Source organism: Paenibacillus sp. J31R122 (assembly GCF_056269185.1).
The window spans coordinates 21,341-37,595 of the sequence record NZ_JBWDNM010000017.1; the positions used below are offsets into that span (position 1 = coordinate 21,341).

The following is a 16,255-nucleotide window of genomic DNA, read 5'->3' on the forward strand; positions in this document are numbered from 1 at the left end:
AATTTCAAAAAATCACTCCTTACATTTCGTGTAAATAAATTAATTGTTAGACTGATTTGGTTTTACGAATAACCTGTTGGGTCAGACGGTCGAGAATAATAGCTAAAATAACAATGGCGAGGCCTGCTTCAAAGCCAACACCGGTATTTCCTTGAGTAACAGCACGATACACATAAGCACCTACACCTTGAGCGCCAATCATTGACGCGATGACGACCATAGAGAGCGATAACATAATGGTCTGATTGATGCCTGCCATAATAGTCGGCAAAGCAATGGGGAGTTGAAGCTTAAATAGCTTCTGCGATGGTGTTGATCCGAAGGCGTCAGCCGCTTCGACGAGCTCCGAGGGAACCTGGCGGATACCAAGGTTAGTCAGACGAATTGTTGGCGGGATCGCAAAAATGATGGAAGAAATAACTCCAGGCACAACGCCGAGTGAGAAAAAGGTTACAGCAGGTAGCAAGTATACGAATGCCGGCATCGTCTGCATGAAATCAAGCACAGGTGTGACGATTTTCTGGATACTATTTTTTCGCGCACATAAAATACCAACGGGTACTCCTATCAATACGGATATAAAGGCAGCTGTCAGTACAAGTGCAAGTGTCTGCATCGTTTGGCTCCACAACCCTAAGTTATCTATAATAAGGAGACCGACTAACGTAAACAGTCCCATTTTCCACTTGCCGATATACCAGGCAACCGCGGAGAAAATAACGATCAGTACCAGCGCGGGAAGCGCGTTTAATGCAGTGTCTAATCCATTAACTGTTTCACCGACAACGATACGAATGAGATCGAAGAGAGGGCCTAAATGGTTTTCTAGCCAGGCCTCTGCCCATTCCACCCATTCGGCGAGCGGTATTTTAGGTAAATTCATCTTATTCACTTGCCTCCAATCCAGCATTTCCGGCTAATGCAGCCAGAACTGCTCCTTTAATGACAATTCCTTTAAGCTTCCCATTATCGCCAATGACAGCAACAGGATATTTGGAATTGCTCATTATTTCAAAAAAGTCATTAAGCACGGCTTCAGGAGCGACTGTTGGCGCCTCGCGCTGCATCACTTCCTCAAGCTTCAGTCCTGTTCTAATGGCATGGATTGCATCCTCAGCCGTTACGACACCAAGCAAATGCATCCCTTTATCAACTACATACAAGCTGGATATGCCGCGATCTCGCATGAATTGCAGGGCAACACGAGGACCTCTTTCGATGGTGATTGTTTCGGGCTTAACCATAATATGTGCTGCCGTAAATACTTTGGAGAAATCAACGTCTTCTACAAAACGCTCCACGTATTTGTTTGCTGGCTGCATAAGAATTTCTTCTGGAGAGCCAATTTGTACAATACTGCCATCCTTCATTAAGGCAATTTGATCTCCAATTCGCAGTGCTTCGTTCAAATCATGAGTTATAAAAACAATCGTTTTTTTCATTTTTGATTGTAGCTCAAGCAGCTCATCCTGCATGTCCTTCCTTTTAAGCGGGTCAAGAGCGCTGAACGCTTCATCCATAAGTAATACATCAGGATCGTTAGCAAGCCCTCTCGCGAGACCTACACGCTGTTGCATACCTCCACTTAACTGGTCGGGGTAGCTGTGTTCCCACCCTTTTAATCCAACGAGATCAAGCGATTCCATCGCCATTTCCCTGCGTTTTTTCTTGTCGATGCCTTGTACCTCTAACCCATATTCAATGTTCTCGATGACTGTTCGATGAGGAAATAGAGCAAACTTTTGAAATACCATGCCTACGTTTTTTCGTCTGAACTGTCTCAATTGCTCGGGCGACATGCGCAGCACATCTGCACCGTTAAACAATACTTGGCCGGATGTAGGTTCAATTAACCGATTAAGTAAACGTACTAATGTCGACTTGCCGCTGCCTGACAAGCCCATAATGACAAAAATTTGTCCGGCTTCTATCGTGAAATCGGCTTGGTTCACACCTACAGTTAGTTTTGTTTCTGCGAGTATTTTTTCTTTAGACCATCCTTTATCCAGCAGCGGGATTGCCTTTTTCGGATCGGATCCGAATATTTTTGTCAGCCTCTTGGCTTCTATAATCGCCATGTTCTGCCCCCTTGTGGAATATTTCGACTCCTATAAGTGTAGTGGGTTATCTTTGCCCAGGTCAAAAGGCGTGAGCCTTCGTAAGGAGTGTACAGTTATAACTTTACGAACTTTACGTACTGTATACTCTTGATAACTCCCTATTTCGGATCAACTACAATCTTTACAGATGGACAGGCATTTGATTACAATACTAAATGTAGGATGGATAGGGGTAACGCCATTCCTCAGGAGGGAAAGACATGAAAGAACTTGAGGCATTAACAGACGAACAGCGCACGAAGCTTCTGAAGACACGCCGACGCGTAATTGAATCAATTGGTGAAAATATGGATTTATACGGAATTACGCTGTCCATCGGTCATTTATACGGCAATATGTACTTTAATCGAGGACCCGTAACGTTGGATGAAATGAGCGAAACGATGGGTATGAGCAAGACATCAATGAGCACAGGCATGAGGACCCTTCATGATTTGAAGATGATAAATAAGGTGTGGGGCAAAGGCTCCAGAAAAGACTTATATGAAGTAGAAGCAGATTGGCACCAAAATTTTGCTGATTATTTCTCTATTAAATGGAGGAAAGCAGTCGAGCAGAATATGAGTAATTTAAATCGTTCAAGTAAGGAAATCAAAGCAATCAAGCTTCAATATGAGGAAGATTCAGAGTTTCAGGCCATACTGGACAATGATGAATTGAAAATAGATGAAGCTTTAAAATATTATAAATGGCTGGATCGTCTAATTGATTCATTTGAAACAGGAGAAATCTATAAATTTATTCCGTTAGAGGAAGACTAAATAGACCAAAATAAATATTGGGGAAAAGGGGACGATCAGTTGATGACGGACCGCCTGCATGAAAATAAGCACCCTATGATTATTATAAACGGTAAGGTCGTACTGAAAGATGTCGTTGAGGAGTGCGCAATTGCTGTAGTAGATGGACGAATTGATGCCCTTCTCTTCGACCAGGCAGCAATCGAGAAATGGACGAACAGCCGCAAATCAGTGACTGTGCTAGATGCGAAGCAGCGATATGTACTGCCAGGGCTGATTGATATCCATTGTGACGCGATTGAGAAGGAAGTTCAGCCTCGACCTAATACATTATTTCCGATTGAAATGGCTTTACTGGAGTTTGAACGGAAGCTGCCTGTTCATGGCATTACAACGATGTATCATTCTTTGTCGCTTGGCGTTGGTTTAAGCTTGCGAGGTGATCATTTACTCACGGGCATGGTTGACCACATTCATCGATACCGAAATAAACGCTCGATGATTCGCAATCGTATCCATCTGAGGTACGAGGTGTCCTATTTGGCTGGACTGCCTATTGTGGAGCAGTACATAAAGGAGCGGGCAATCGATTATTTGTCGTTTATGGATCATTCTCCAGGTCAAGGACAATATAGGGAACCGGGTTCATTTGAACGATATGTAATGAAAAATCAAGGTGTTGGAGTCGATGAGGTTCGTACGATCGTAGAGGAGCTATTGGAACGAAAGCAGCAAATTAACTGGGACAATTTGATTCAATTAAGCAAGCTTGCGGCTAGGCAGCATATAGCAATTGCTTCACATGATGATGATTCTATCTCTAAACTAGAGGAGTCCATACTTAATGGTGTATCTGTTTGTGAATTCCCGATTAATTTGGAGACTGCTAAGCATGCGGCAAGCAGGGATCTTCGTGTATGTGTAGGCGCTCCGAACGTCGTTAGAGGCGCTTCACATGACAAAAATTTGCGTGCTGTCGATGCCATTACGGCAGGCGCGGCACATATTCTATGTTCAGACTACCATCCATCTTCCATGTTAACCGCTATTTTCAAATTAGCCGATGATGGAATAGCAGCTTTGCCAGCTGCGGTGCGAATGGCTTCGCTGCATCCTGCACAGGCTTTAGGCACGGACAGTGAGCTTGGATCCATTGAGCTGGGCAAAGCTGCTGATCTTATTATAGTTGACCGTTTCGAAGCCCTGCCATGGGTTACGAATACAATCGTTGGAGGCCATATTGTGTATACGGCTTCCGTTCGTTATTGAGATGGATTAGCATGCTCGGTATGATGAAGATGCTTGTAAAGTGAATCGACCATTTGGACATGTTCTGCTTCTGTCGATTGCTGCCATATCATTTCAAACAGCACACCAAGTCCGGGAAGTGTTCTTTCATCGTTACCAATGGAGTCCTCAATAACTTCTGTTAGTTCTTTAACTGAATTATCCTGCACACGCTGAATAATCGCTTGGCGCAAATCAATAGTATTCAACCTGAATAACCTCCTGCCGCTTTCGATTTCCTCCATTACTATGCCCGACGGTAGATGAGCTCATCCATGAAGGCTTACTGTGGTATACTATGGAGATGGCAGTGCAATCATCCTAAAAGGAGGATTTCGTAACGATGGCTAAGAAGCAATACGCGGTTATTGGAATGGGACGATTTGGTTCCAGCGTTGCCAAAGCATTGACGGAGATGAGCTTCGAGGTGCTGGCAATCGATTCAAATGAGCAAAGAATTCAAGAAGTCGTTAATACGGTGACACATGCCGTGGCGGCAGATTCAACAGATGAGGATGCGCTTCGGGCGCTTGGTATTCGTAACTTCGATGTCGTAGTCGTTGCAATCGGACAAGATATTCAGTCAAGTATTTTGACCACACTCATATTAAAGGATCTTGGTGTGAAAGCACTTATTGTAAAAGCGCAAAATGAGCTTCACGGCAAAGTGCTGCACAAAATCGGTGCTGATAAAGTGATATTTCCTGAACGCGATATGGGCTTACGCGTCGCTCATCATCTCGTCTCACCGAACATTCTTGACTATATTGAAATCTCGGATGACTACAGTATTATTGAGATTAAAGCACCACAGCAGATGATTGGCAAAAGCTTAAAGCAGCTCGATATTCGCGCTAAATATAAATGTAATGTTATGGCTATTAAGGTCAACTCGGAAATGAACATTGCCCCATATGCCGATGATTTGATCGGGAATGAAGATGTACTTGTTATAGTCGGTAAAAATTCAGATTTAAAAAATCTAGAAATCGCTTATTCGGAAGGCAAAACCTAACTATGAATGAAAACTTTGATTCCATAATCTCCTCTGTTCAAAACGAAAGAGTTAAGCAGTGGGCGTCGCTGCTCGATAAGAAATATCGCGATCGCTCAGGGCAGTTTCTAGTTGAAGGTGTCCATTTGGTACTAGAAGCTCTTAAGGGGAATGCCGATGTAACTGCTATCATCTATGACACGGAGCGCGGCATACCTGCGGAGCTGAAGCATGAAAGAGAAACAAATGATTCATCAGCAACATTGGGACTAGAGTGGATACAAGCATCGCGCGCCGTCATGGCAAAATGTACAGGTACAGACACACCTCCGCCTGTCTTTGCCATACTGTCCAAGCTATCTTCAGACACTGCTGCTTTATTCAAAAGCAACTGTCTAGTTGTTGTACTTGATGGCGTACGCGATCCTGGTAATGCTGGTACAATCATTCGCAGCGCAGATGCGGTTGGAGCAGATGCAGTTATTTTGGGCAAAGGCTGCGTTGATCTCTATAACCCGAAGACAGTCCGCTCAACGATGGGCTCCCTCTTTCATTTGCCTATTATTGAAGGTGATTTGTTAGAGTTGATGCCAAAAGCGGTGGACTCTGGCATTAAGCTAGTCGGGACAAGCTTGCAAGCTGAGAATACTTACTACAGCTACGACTGGACTCAGTCGACATGGCTGTTCATGGGCAGTGAGTCCGAGGGCTTATCACCACAAGTAAGTGAGCATGTAAACGAGTCTGTCATTATTCCGATTGTGGGACAAGCGGAATCGCTTAATGTAGCGATGGCTGCGACGGTGCTGTTGTATGAGGGGTTGCGGCAGCGGGGGTTTAACTAAACAATAATTCCTGTCCGTCAACATGAATAACTGTCTTCAAAACACTAAAGACTGGAAACTGGTCGGTGATTTCCCGACCAAATATCCAGTCTTTTTTTCTGCTCTTTTATATGCCAGATGCCCTTGATGCTATCATCTTATTAATGGATGCAGACGTTTCCAAGCTCAAGCATCGCAATGCTTTTAATGTTTCGGCAATGAGTATCGAGCCAGAAATGGTTGCTGCAGAAATAAGAAGGCATATTCCTCACTTTAAAATCGCTTATCATGTGGATCCGGTCAGACAAGCGATTGCAGATAGCTGGCCTAATGCCATTGAGAGCATTGCTGCCAAGGAAGAATGGGGATTTTGCGTACAATATAATTTGGAGAAAATGACGAAAGAAATTCTCGCGCAAGTGTCCATCAAATTTGCGGGTTAAAGCAGCCCACATGACAACTAGATTCGCAATAAAACAACCAGATATTGAATTATATAAAGGAAATATAAAATCTGGAACGAATATCTAAATCACATATGTCATGAATAGTGGGGTGAAAGATTTTCATAAATAAAAGTTGTTTGAGGAGGGATGAGATTTGTATCAGATTCTAGTCGTTGATGACCAACAAATCGAGATTGATGCTATCGAGTGGCTGATCCAGAAGCACTCTCTTCCCTTGGTTTTAGCACAGGCAAATAACGGGGAAACCGGATTAGCTTATATCAAGAATAACCATGTAGATATATTATTTACGGATATCCGAATGCCATTTATGGATGGGCTCGAGCTAGCGAAGCAAGCCAAAACGATATTACCAGATCTCAAAATTATCATTTACAGCGCTTACGGTGAATTTGAATATGCAAAGAAAGCCATTCAGCTAGGTACGATTAATTATATTTTAAAACCAATTGAAGTAGATGAATTTCTGACCGTAATGAAAGATGTCATTGCATTTTGTGAGAATGATCTAAGGCGTATGGAACTTGAGAAACAACTACTTACTGGGAGCTTTGTATGGGATAAAGGGAGTACTTGTTTAACAAGTAATTTGGTAGACAACGAGATGGATGACCTCCTGCAGCCCATTTTTAAGTCGATTGAACAAAGGAATTATGATGATCTGAAACAATGCTTGGAAATCCTCATAGAGAGGCTGCATGCATCTGAAAGTATGAATTCACTTTATGTGAAGCTAGTATTTACAAGTATTATAAAAACCGTTTACGAAACGTCTGGGAAAAAGGAGAACCAAACCTTAACGGTTGGCCTGGATCGTATAGCAGGAAGTGAGACGATTGCCCAGTTGAAGGAGTTGTGCCTCAGCATTTTCCAAAAGCTAGTTAAGCTAGATGATCGAAGTGATGAGAATAACCGCAAGGTAATTGAGGAAGTTATCCGTCTCATTCATATGGAATATGGGGATGATATTGGGCTTGACTATTTGGCTGGAAAGGTTCATTTATCCTCTAGTTATTTGAGTTTTTTGTTCAAGAAAGTGGTAGGTCAAAGTCTGGGGAAATATATAACGGGATACCGTATGGAGCGTGCGAAAGAGCTCATGAGAGATACTACGCTCAAAGTGATCGATGTAGGCAGTCAGGTTGGTTATACAAATCCTTCTTACTTCAATTTGATGTTTAAACAATACTTTGATATGACACCCGTTCAATATAGAGAAAGAGGCGATAGACGTTGAAGTTGCTGCCTATTTTTCATAATCTTCGTCTTAGACAAAAATTAATTCTTTCCTATTTGTCCGTTATCATCCTTCCGACAATAGCACTCGGCTTATATGCGTATCAAAGCTCGAAATCCTCAGCTGAGCACCTGCAGCTGCAAAGTACAACGAATACGGCAAAGCAAATGACGATGGAAATCAGCTACCGGCTGCAGCGGCAAGAGGCACCGATGAAATCGATCGTCTATCATCCAGATGTAATAGATATGATGAGTAATTCGAATCAGGATCCTTATTTTCTCGCTAAGACGATGAATGAAAAGATCGAGCCGATTCTGTTCAACTTACTTTATCATGTAGGTGATATGAATGAAATTATGATCTATTCAGAAAACCGTAAAGAGAGTTTTGGCAACTATATCGCCCCTTCTTTAAACGTTGAAAACAGCAGCTGGTACTGGTTGATGAAAGAAAACGATGAGCGTAATACAACATGGTGGTGGTATGAGAAAGACAGGCTATTTGCAACACGAAATATTTATGATCCGGATATTCATCAGGTCATTGGTCAGCTTTATGTCAGGTTCAACTTTGATAAAATATTAGGCGAGGTATTGAGCCGAGAAATTGCAGACCATGGCGTCATCATAATGGACAGTCAGAACAGAATAGTTGTTTCCGAGCTCAAGGGACAAGAAGCAGTGATTTCAAACGCTCTTCAAGCGAACACTGAAACGACTCAAATAAAGGCTGATGGCTCCAAATATATTGTTGTCCATGAGGCAATCCCGCAAACTGACTGGACACTCTATTACCTCGCACCAAAAGGACAAAGCACAGCAAGTACAGGCGATATTTTAAGTGCAACCGGCATCATTGTTTTGCTTTGTATGGTCTTTCTCAGTTTTATTATTTTTTTATTTTCGGAAACATTCTTGAAAGGGATTGTTCGATTAAATACGAAAATGAAAATGGTAGAGGAAGGCAACCTCAATGTTAACGTTACAGCCTATTCCAAGGATGAGATCGGTCAGCTTACACGAAGATTTGGTTCTATGCTTATGCGAATCAATCAACTTATCGATGAGGTGTACCAGGCAAAATATATTCAGAAGGAAGCTGAACTAAAAGCACTTCAAGCACAAATAAATCCCCATTTTCTCTATAACACACTTTCCCTCATTAATTCAAAAGCGATTCGAATGGACGCGATGGAAATTAGTCATCTAGTGAATCAATTGTCTAAATTTTATAGGACGACTCTAAATAAAGGCCAACAGGTGATTTCCATCCAGGATGAATGGACGAATATTCAAGCTTATATTCATATCCAGTCTGCTATGCATAATGCTGGATTTGATGTTGTGTACGAGGTGGATGAGCGGATATTTCAGTACGAAATGATTCATCTTATTTTACAACCGATTGTTGAAAATGCGATTGTACATGGTATTGATCAACTGCGAGAAGGTAGAGGCAAGTTAGAGATGAAGGCAAATATCGTTGGCGAAGATATCCTCTTCGTTATCGCAGATAATGGAGTGGGAATAGAGAAGGAGGATATCAAGCGGTTACTCGTACAAGAGGGTCAAGGATATGGATTGAAAAATGTAAGAGATCGACTGAAGCTATTTTTTGGAGAGGAATATGGCTTGTCTATGGAGAGTAGTGTTGGCCAAGGAACGACCGTAACCATTAAAATCCCAAAGTACAATCACCAAAAAAATCAAGCTTAATAAACGGAGGAGATCAACGGGATAACTTCCATTTTTTTGTCCATTGAATTCTGTTATATTTCGAAAATATTTGTTATGTCTTGAAGTTTCCGATGCTACTACAATAAAACTGGAGGCAATTACTAAATGAAGTACGATTTTGAATAATGAAAGTGAGGTCTAATAATGAGAAGAAAAATGTTAAGTTTAATTCTTGTCTTGAGTCTTTTCTTATCCGTCGCATCTCTACCTGTTCATGCGGAGAGTGGCACCGAAAGTAATACGGATAGTGGTGTAACTAATGACATTGCTAGTGAAGTTGCTAGTGACATGGTTGACTTCTGGGTGGTCAACTCGTTGAAAACGGTGTACAGAACCAGTACCATTCCCGCGGAACCTATCCAAAACATCTCCTTAGTGTCAGCTAAAAACGAATATGAAAGCGCTATAATCGCAGTTAGAAATAAAGAGGCATTTGAAATTACTAAAGTAGAATTCTCAGACTTGGTATCAGCATCAGACGAAAAAATAGCTGGAAGTAATCTAGCTTATCATTTTGTGGAATACGGATTAACAGATACGATTAAAGAGAATTATATCTTCCCGAATAGAGAGGGGTGGTTTATCTATCCAGAATCTGAGATGCCTGATCCGCTATCCAACGAAGTATCCATGCTAGTAAAAGCCAATTCAACCCAGCCCATTTTTATTACTAACTATGTTCCTACAACTACTTCACCTGGAACTTATAGCGGTACAGTTAACGTAAAGACAACTCTAGGAGACTACATAGTACCTATTCGTGTTGAAGTTGCAGATGTTGAAATCCCTAAAACCTCGGAAGCTAATTTCGTCAATTATCAATGGTCCATGACCAATGGTTTTATGTCGGATGGGTATCAATACGGTGAAGGAGTTAATGAGAAGGGATATGACGTAGGAAAGTACTATTATGGATTAGAGACTTACAGTGATGAATGGTTCAAATTAATGGACAATTACGCCAAGACAATGACGGACTACAGACAGAATATGATATGGATACGAACAGACCTATTACTAAATGCGACAGGAACTGATCTTAAAGCATTCGAAACGGGTATTCCTGATAAAATTAACTGGTCGAAGTTTGATCAATATGTTCAGACATTTATTGATAGGGGTGTCACTGATTTCGCTAATATTCATTTGATCAGACAACTGAAGTATATGCCTGAGAACGAACATCTGTCAGCCGATATCTGGAAAACAGGAGTGCCTGAAAAATTACCAGTAACAGATGCATTTCTTACTAATTATTTGACTGCTCTTAGTAAGCATGTACAGGAAAAAGAAGAGTGGAAAGATAAGGATCTCACATGGTATCAGCATATCTTAGATGAGCCTATTACAGAGAGCCAAAAGAATTTCTGGACGTATGTGGCGAGAAAACTTAAAGAGGTTGCGCCAAAGTTTAAAACGATGGACGCAGATCCAAACGGTATTCTGATGGCCGAAGTTAGCAAGCCTTATGTAGACGTATGGGTACCACTAACGCCTGCTTTCCAAGAGAAGAAAGCGCTGTACAAAGCGGAGCAATTGGTGGGCAAAGATATGTGGGTTTACACTTGTGAAGTAAATACGCCTCCATGGTTGAACCGATTTTGGACCCAGCCTACTTTAACAGGCAGGCTTTTGTTCTGGAATCTAAGCCAAGATGGCGTTCAAGGTGCTTTGCATTGGGCGTGGAACGCATGGTATGTGGGTCCATGGGGTGGTGATTCCTCTATTGTCTATCCAGACACGAAAAATATGGGAGTCAAAAGCTCACTCCGTTATGAAGCGCAAAGGGATGGCATCGAGGATTACGAGCTCATGTTCAAAATCAAACAAACAAATCCCGAACTAGCGAAGCGTATCGCTGATAGCGCAGTAAGTCCGGACGACCCAAGAAAATATACGCTTGATCCTGAATACATCAAGACGCTTCATGATTATTTGGTAAAAGCGGCAGCTGGTGAGGATGTCGGCGAAATTTCTTTTGCGACCAGCCCCTATTCTGGCCAAGAAATTCCAATGACATACATGGCCGACAGCAGTAATAGCGATCTCAAATATACAGGCAGTTGGTATGACAAGAGTAGACAATATGCCTATCAGGACGGTGTTAAAGCTACGACAGTGGCTAATGCTGCAGTGGAATATCAATTTAGCGGTACGGGAATTGATCTTGTTGTTGAGAAAAATAACGGGGCTGGGAAATTGGCTGTATATATAGATCAAAATGATCCAGTAATTCTGGATGCGTATGAGTTGGTGCAGCATGATTACTTCACCATTTATAGTAAACGCAATCTTTCAGAAGGGTCGCACACCATTAAGGTTGTGAATCTAGAAAACAAAAACCTTTATATTGACGCTTTTAGGGTACAAATGTATGAAGGTCAAATCCTTTACGATGCAACTCTGAAAAGCTTGGATATTTCCAATGTACCGGCTTTCAATTTTAACAATAAGATTACTGATTATCAGTTTGTGATTCCTTCAAATGTTGATAAGATTTCCATTGGACTTCGGCAAACAGATGAGAAGGGAACACTTAAGATTAATGATATAAGCGCGGATAGCAACCAGGTACTCTCTGCTACTATTCCGATAGGTAAAAGCTCGATCCGCATACAGTCAATAGCCAGTGATGGAGTAACTACGAAAGTATACACATTACATTTTCTTAAGGGCAATGTAAACAATGTCGAATCCAACTTGGCAAGAAGCTATTCTTCAATCACCGCAACGGCAGCACGTGAGGGCGAGGACTATAGTCCTAAGAAAATGGTGGATGGTAGTTACGGCAGTATGTTTGCGAGTCAGCGGGACTATATCGGCACGCATCCCTTCCCGCATGAGATTGTTCTTTCATGGGATACACCGCAAGCCTTTAACACGATAGTTATGGCAAATATGTCAGGTCTCTTGCAGGGGATTAATGATATAGACATTGAGGTTTCTAAAGATGGGGCAACTTGGTCGAAAATATCCGAGCACATACCTGTCGTTTGGAAGAGCAGCAAAGATGATGGTGTGATTGAATATACGTATGCGAACATACCGGCAGTTGATGGTGTGAAGAAACTGAGAATACAGATTAACGATGCTTATTATACAACTTGGAGTATGTATGCCCTTTACGAGCTTGAGATTTACAACCTTCCTGATAATGGAGAACTAAAAGATTTAGAAATCACAAGAGAAGTAGCGTTGACTGAATTAAATATGAATGATGCAAACAGTGGAGAGCTCATTAATTTCTCATTTGATCCAAGCATTAGAAATTATTCACTCAATCTGGGTAGCGAAACGAATAAAATAGCGATTACATCAACGATGAAAAATAATTACGGAGAACTGTCATTTAATGGTGTGACTGCAAAACCAAATCAGACTGCTATGGTTACGGTTCCTGAAGGTATAAGCACTTTAGATGTAAAAGTCATTGGTGATGAAGGAATAGTCAAAGAATATAAGATCTCGATCAAGAGGATTAATAATCTTGCGAGCAAAGCTTCTTCGATTACTTTGGATAAACCACCAGTTGCAGAAACGGTAGTTAATAATCTCATTGACGATAATTATGAGACAGCCTTGACTTACGGTATCTACGGTTCAGTACCAGAATTTAATTTCCCTCATACGTATACGATTAAATGGGATGAACCTCAGAGCTTTAATTTTATAGACATTGTCGTGCCGGCCGGAGCGTTGGATCATATACCGTCCATGCTATCGATAGCCGTGAAGAAGGGCGATAGTTGGGTTCAACTTATGAATGACGGTCAAGTTTGGACAGAAAATGGAGACACCTTATTTTGGCCTATGTATAATGACATCCATTTAGAAAAAATGGGTTCTTACCGTCATGAGAAACTGCCAATATTGGGCCAAACAGACATCACTGAAATGCGAGTCAAGGTTCATGGTGGACGACTTTATGAAGTACCTGCTTACTATGAAATTACTGAACTTGAAATTGCAAATGTTCTAGAAGGAGGACAGCTCGTCATAGATGTGGTGAAAGTCCCTCATCACATCCAAGCGAATGCGGGAGTGAATGGCACAATCAGCCCTAGCGGGAAAGTTGAGGTAAATGACGGTGCAGATCAGGCATTTACAATCACACCAAATAGCGGATACGACATTGATACGGTTACGGTTGATAGTGAGGCGGTCACAGTAACTGGCAGTGTCTATACTTTCAAAAATGTAACAGGAAACCATGCGATTGATGTTAGTTTTAAGCCACAATATGTATACAACCCAGGTCCTATTCAAGTTAATCCGGATATACATGTTGTTACACCTCAGGATTTAAACAATCCTTCGGTAAATGGAGTGGTGACGATACAGGTTAAGGGAGATAGGAAACGGATCACACTTCCAATTAATGCCTCGAGCTGCTTGGGAAAAATCAGCTGGTCCTACAGTTGGATAAACTCTCATTAACTTTGACTCCTGAATTGATCAAACAGTTGACTTCTCAAATGCCGGCTGGTGATCTAAAGGATAGTAGCATCAAGCTGGAAATCAATCAGCTGACCGAATCCGAGGCGAGTGCTTGGCTAGCCAAAAACCAATCAGGCGGTCAGACTCAGATCAAACTTTACGGTTCCATATTCGATTTTAGTTTATTCATCGAAACAAAGGACGGCAAGAAATGGAGCCTAACGAAATTCGATAAACCGATAGTCTTGAAATTGAAAGTCGATCCAATATCGAGCCCAAGTTTGACTGGCATCTATTATCTCAGTGATGAAAAGGGACTAGAGTATGTTGGAGGAAGACAACTTAACGGTGAAATGGTAGCTGAAGTAGACCATTTCAGTAAGTACGCTGTACTTGAAATGAAAAAAGTATTTGCAGATGTACCTTCTTCTCATTGGGCAAAAGATGCTATTGAAGCATTAACGTCCAAGCAGATTTTGAAAGGCGACAGCGAGACGACATTTGGTCCAGAACGTTATGTGACTCGTGCCGAGTTTGCATCGATGCTCGTAAGAGGCTTGAAGCTGTCCGCAAAGAGCGAACAGAAATTTAGTGATGTAGCGTCAGATGCTTGGTATGACAAAGATGTTTCGATTGCTTTCAACGCGGGTATCGTTACAGGAAAAAGTGCAGCCATCTTCGATCCGGAAGCACAAATTACAAGAGAAGAGATGGTTACCATGATGATGCGGGCTTATGTCCTATATAAAGGAACTAAATTGGATGGAAGCACCTCTCCGTCGTTTACGGATGAGGAAGATGTATCCTCCTGGGCTCTCGAGTCTGTTAGGGCGGCGGCTGGACTCCATTTAATCGAAGGACGCAAAACGGGCAAGTTTGTCCCTAACGGAGTTGCAACTCGTGCAGAAGCGGCAATGATTTTGCAGCGAGTATTGAAGTAAGGACAACTAGAATGAGTTTCACACTTCAGAATGGTGGTATTAGGAAGTAGCTCAAAACTAGCTCTAAACTAGGAGGCTGTTGAATTGAAAAAAACAGAGTTATTTCTTATAATAACTGCGCTCATATTTTCGATAATAGCAGCGGGCTGCGGTCAGAATCAGCCAACCGTTAATGATGCGAAGGAAAGTCCCAAGTCTACAGATGCGAGTAAACCTGAAACCGTAAAGAAAGTGAAAGTCAGAATGTCTTACTGGAACAAGGAGGATGGAATTAAGACGTTCCTCCAGCTGGTGAAGGATAAGCTGCCGGAAGTGGAGCTAGAATATCAATTTATTGATAACAAGCAGTATACGGATATTCTGAAAACTCAGCTCGCTGCTGGGGAAGGACCAGACGTTATCGGGGGAATGATGACGGACCCGAACATGGTTAAAGCCGGATATTTCGAAGATTTGACAGCATCTTTTAGCAGCAAATACTACGAATCGGGCACGGAGAATGTGACCTATGACGGCAAGCTGTATGGCTTGCCTCAAGCAAGCTGGTTCAACGGTATCTTTTATAACGTGGAATTATTTAATAAATATGAGTTGAAAGTACCTACAACGTTGGATGAATATTTCCTAGTCGCAGAGACGTTTATGGAAAATGGAATCAAACCTCAAGCCATTGGCCTCAAAAATATGAATGTAGCTGCACAATCTTTTATCGCTTTGGCGATGAATGACTACATGGGGCTTTCGGAAGGAAAAGCGTTCAATGATGGCTTCGGCAAGGGTGAACTAAAGATGGCTGACGTGTTAGAGCCTGCGCTTACGACTTGGACGGAGTATATAAAAAGAGGAATTTTTACGAAAGAGATGTTAGGACTAGAAGAGGAACAAGCCATCGATGAGTTCACAAGCGGGAAAGCAGCGATGTTCCAATCAGGTCCATGGTACATGGAGACGTTCAAAGCAAAAGCACCAGACATGAAGATTGATATGTTTCCGAATTTAGGAACAAAGGGCGGGCCTGGCTGGATGATTGGGGGACCCGGCGTTTCCTTCGGGATCAACGCGAAATCCAAAGTGAAAGAAGCAGCTTATGAAGTGCTTGAGCTATTATCCACACCGGAAGGTCAGCAGGCTTATTGGCAGGATAACCAAGGCGGTTCATCGTATTTGAAAGGCGTAGTATTCGAAATGCCTATAGAATACAACGGTGCGCAAGAAGCGTTTAAGGCGGGGAATGTGTTCTATCCACCGAATGTTTGGGGCGTAGGACGTGATACAACCTTTGCAGAGCTTGGCAAGGGGCTTCAGGATTTATTGGCTGGCAGCAAAACACCGCGACAAGTTCTCGAAGCAGCGGATAAAAAACAATTAGAAATGCTGTCTAAATCTAAATAAGCGAAGGGTACTACATGCATTGAGGAAGGAGGCATAACATAATGCCTCCTTCTATCCTACTAACAGAAGGCTGATCC

12 protein-coding genes and 1 pseudogene are annotated in these 16,255 nt (G+C 42.0%); 10 read left to right on the forward strand and 3 right to left on the reverse strand.

The window, feature by feature from the left end:
- Positions 1–46 precede the first annotated feature (46 nt).
- Both AC0YN7_RS24250 and AC0YN7_RS24255 read right to left on the reverse strand, forming a co-directional pair.
- The gene (locus AC0YN7_RS24250; RefSeq protein WP_475812597.1) at positions 47–883 is read right to left on the reverse strand and encodes an ABC transporter permease; all 837 of its coding nucleotides are present in this window, start codon (positions 881–883) and stop codon (positions 47–49) included.
- Position 884: 1 nt separating this feature from the next.
- Complete coding sequence (locus AC0YN7_RS24255; protein ID WP_475812598.1) at positions 885–2,078, reverse strand: quaternary amine ABC transporter ATP-binding protein; 1,194 nt, start codon at positions 2,076–2,078, stop codon at positions 885–887.
- A 242-nt stretch (positions 2,079–2,320) separates the two neighbouring features.
- On the opposite strand from AC0YN7_RS24255, the gene AC0YN7_RS24260 reads away from it, so the two are divergent.
- The gene (locus AC0YN7_RS24260; RefSeq protein WP_475812599.1) at positions 2,321–2,881 is read left to right on the forward strand and encodes a GbsR/MarR family transcriptional regulator; all 561 of its coding nucleotides are present in this window, start codon (positions 2,321–2,323) and stop codon (positions 2,879–2,881) included.
- Between the two features lie 42 nt (positions 2,882–2,923).
- Positions 2,924–4,129, forward strand: coding sequence for an alpha-D-ribose 1-methylphosphonate 5-triphosphate diphosphatase (locus AC0YN7_RS24265; RefSeq protein ID WP_475812677.1), 1,206 nt, complete (start codon positions 2,924–2,926; stop codon positions 4,127–4,129).
- Here AC0YN7_RS24265 and sspI read toward each other — a convergent pair.
- On the reverse strand, positions 4,123–4,356 hold the full coding sequence (gene sspI / locus AC0YN7_RS24270; RefSeq protein ID WP_475812600.1) for a small acid-soluble spore protein SspI: 234 nt from the start codon (positions 4,354–4,356) through the stop codon (positions 4,123–4,125). The two genes, AC0YN7_RS24265 and sspI, sit on opposite strands and share 7 nt — an antisense overlap.
- Positions 4,357–4,490: 134 nt before the next feature.
- Here sspI and AC0YN7_RS24275 point away from each other — a divergent pair, with 134 nt between their 5' ends.
- From AC0YN7_RS24275 to AC0YN7_RS24310, 8 genes and pseudogenes are all read left to right on the forward strand, one after another.
- A complete protein-coding gene (locus AC0YN7_RS24275) occupies positions 4,491–5,162 on the forward strand; it encodes a potassium channel family protein (RefSeq protein ID WP_475812601.1) in 672 nt (223 codons plus the stop codon).
- Positions 5,163–5,164: 2 nt separating this feature from the next.
- Positions 5,165–5,986 carry a TrmH family RNA methyltransferase gene (locus AC0YN7_RS24280; RefSeq protein WP_475812602.1) on the forward strand — a complete coding sequence of 274 codons (822 nt, stop codon included), beginning with the start codon at positions 5,165–5,167 and terminating at the stop codon, positions 5,984–5,986.
- Between the two features lie 101 nt (positions 5,987–6,087).
- Positions 6,088–6,408 (forward strand): annotated as a pseudogene (locus AC0YN7_RS24285) (UDP-glucose 4-epimerase); the annotation flags it as partial.
- A gap of 157 nt (positions 6,409–6,565) precedes the next feature.
- Complete coding sequence (locus tag AC0YN7_RS24290; RefSeq protein WP_475812603.1) at positions 6,566–7,669, forward strand: response regulator transcription factor; 1,104 nt, start codon at positions 6,566–6,568, stop codon at positions 7,667–7,669.
- On the forward strand, positions 7,666–9,387 hold the full coding sequence (locus AC0YN7_RS24295; protein WP_475812604.1) for a sensor histidine kinase: 1,722 nt from the start codon (positions 7,666–7,668) through the stop codon (positions 9,385–9,387). Before AC0YN7_RS24290 ends, AC0YN7_RS24295 begins: the two co-directional genes overlap by 4 nt.
- 165 nt (positions 9,388–9,552) lie before the next feature.
- Positions 9,553–13,845, forward strand: coding sequence for a glycoside hydrolase domain-containing protein (locus AC0YN7_RS24300; RefSeq protein ID WP_475812605.1), 4,293 nt, complete (start codon positions 9,553–9,555; stop codon positions 13,843–13,845).
- On the forward strand, positions 13,827–14,786 hold the full coding sequence (locus AC0YN7_RS24305) for an S-layer homology domain-containing protein (RefSeq protein ID WP_475812606.1): 960 nt from the start codon (positions 13,827–13,829) through the stop codon (positions 14,784–14,786). The genes AC0YN7_RS24300 and AC0YN7_RS24305 overlap by 19 nt, the downstream gene beginning before the upstream one ends.
- An 84-nt stretch (positions 14,787–14,870) precedes the next feature.
- Positions 14,871–16,178, forward strand: coding sequence for an ABC transporter substrate-binding protein (locus AC0YN7_RS24310; protein ID WP_475812607.1), 1,308 nt, complete (start codon positions 14,871–14,873; stop codon positions 16,176–16,178).
- Positions 16,179–16,255: the final 77 nt, after the last annotated feature.

Coding starts and splice junctions, on each gene's coding strand:
- AC0YN7_RS24260 (WP_475812599.1), top strand. CDS start 2,321: ATGAAAGAACTTGAGGCATTAACAGACGAACAGCGCACGAAGCTTCTG.
- AC0YN7_RS24265 (WP_475812677.1), top strand. CDS start 2,924: ATGACGGACCGCCTGCATGAAAATAAGCACCCTATGATTATTATAAAC.
- AC0YN7_RS24255 (WP_475812598.1), bottom strand. CDS start 2,078: ATGGCGATTATAGAAGCCAAGAGGCTGACAAAAATATTCGGATCCGAT.
- AC0YN7_RS24280 (WP_475812602.1), top strand. CDS start 5,165: ATGAATGAAAACTTTGATTCCATAATCTCCTCTGTTCAAAACGAAAGA.
- AC0YN7_RS24250 (WP_475812597.1), bottom strand. CDS start 883: ATGAATTTACCTAAAATACCGCTCGCCGAATGGGTGGAATGGGCAGAG.
- AC0YN7_RS24300 (WP_475812605.1), top strand. CDS start 9,553: ATGAGAAGAAAAATGTTAAGTTTAATTCTTGTCTTGAGTCTTTTCTTA.
- AC0YN7_RS24275 (WP_475812601.1), top strand. CDS start 4,491: ATGGCTAAGAAGCAATACGCGGTTATTGGAATGGGACGATTTGGTTCC.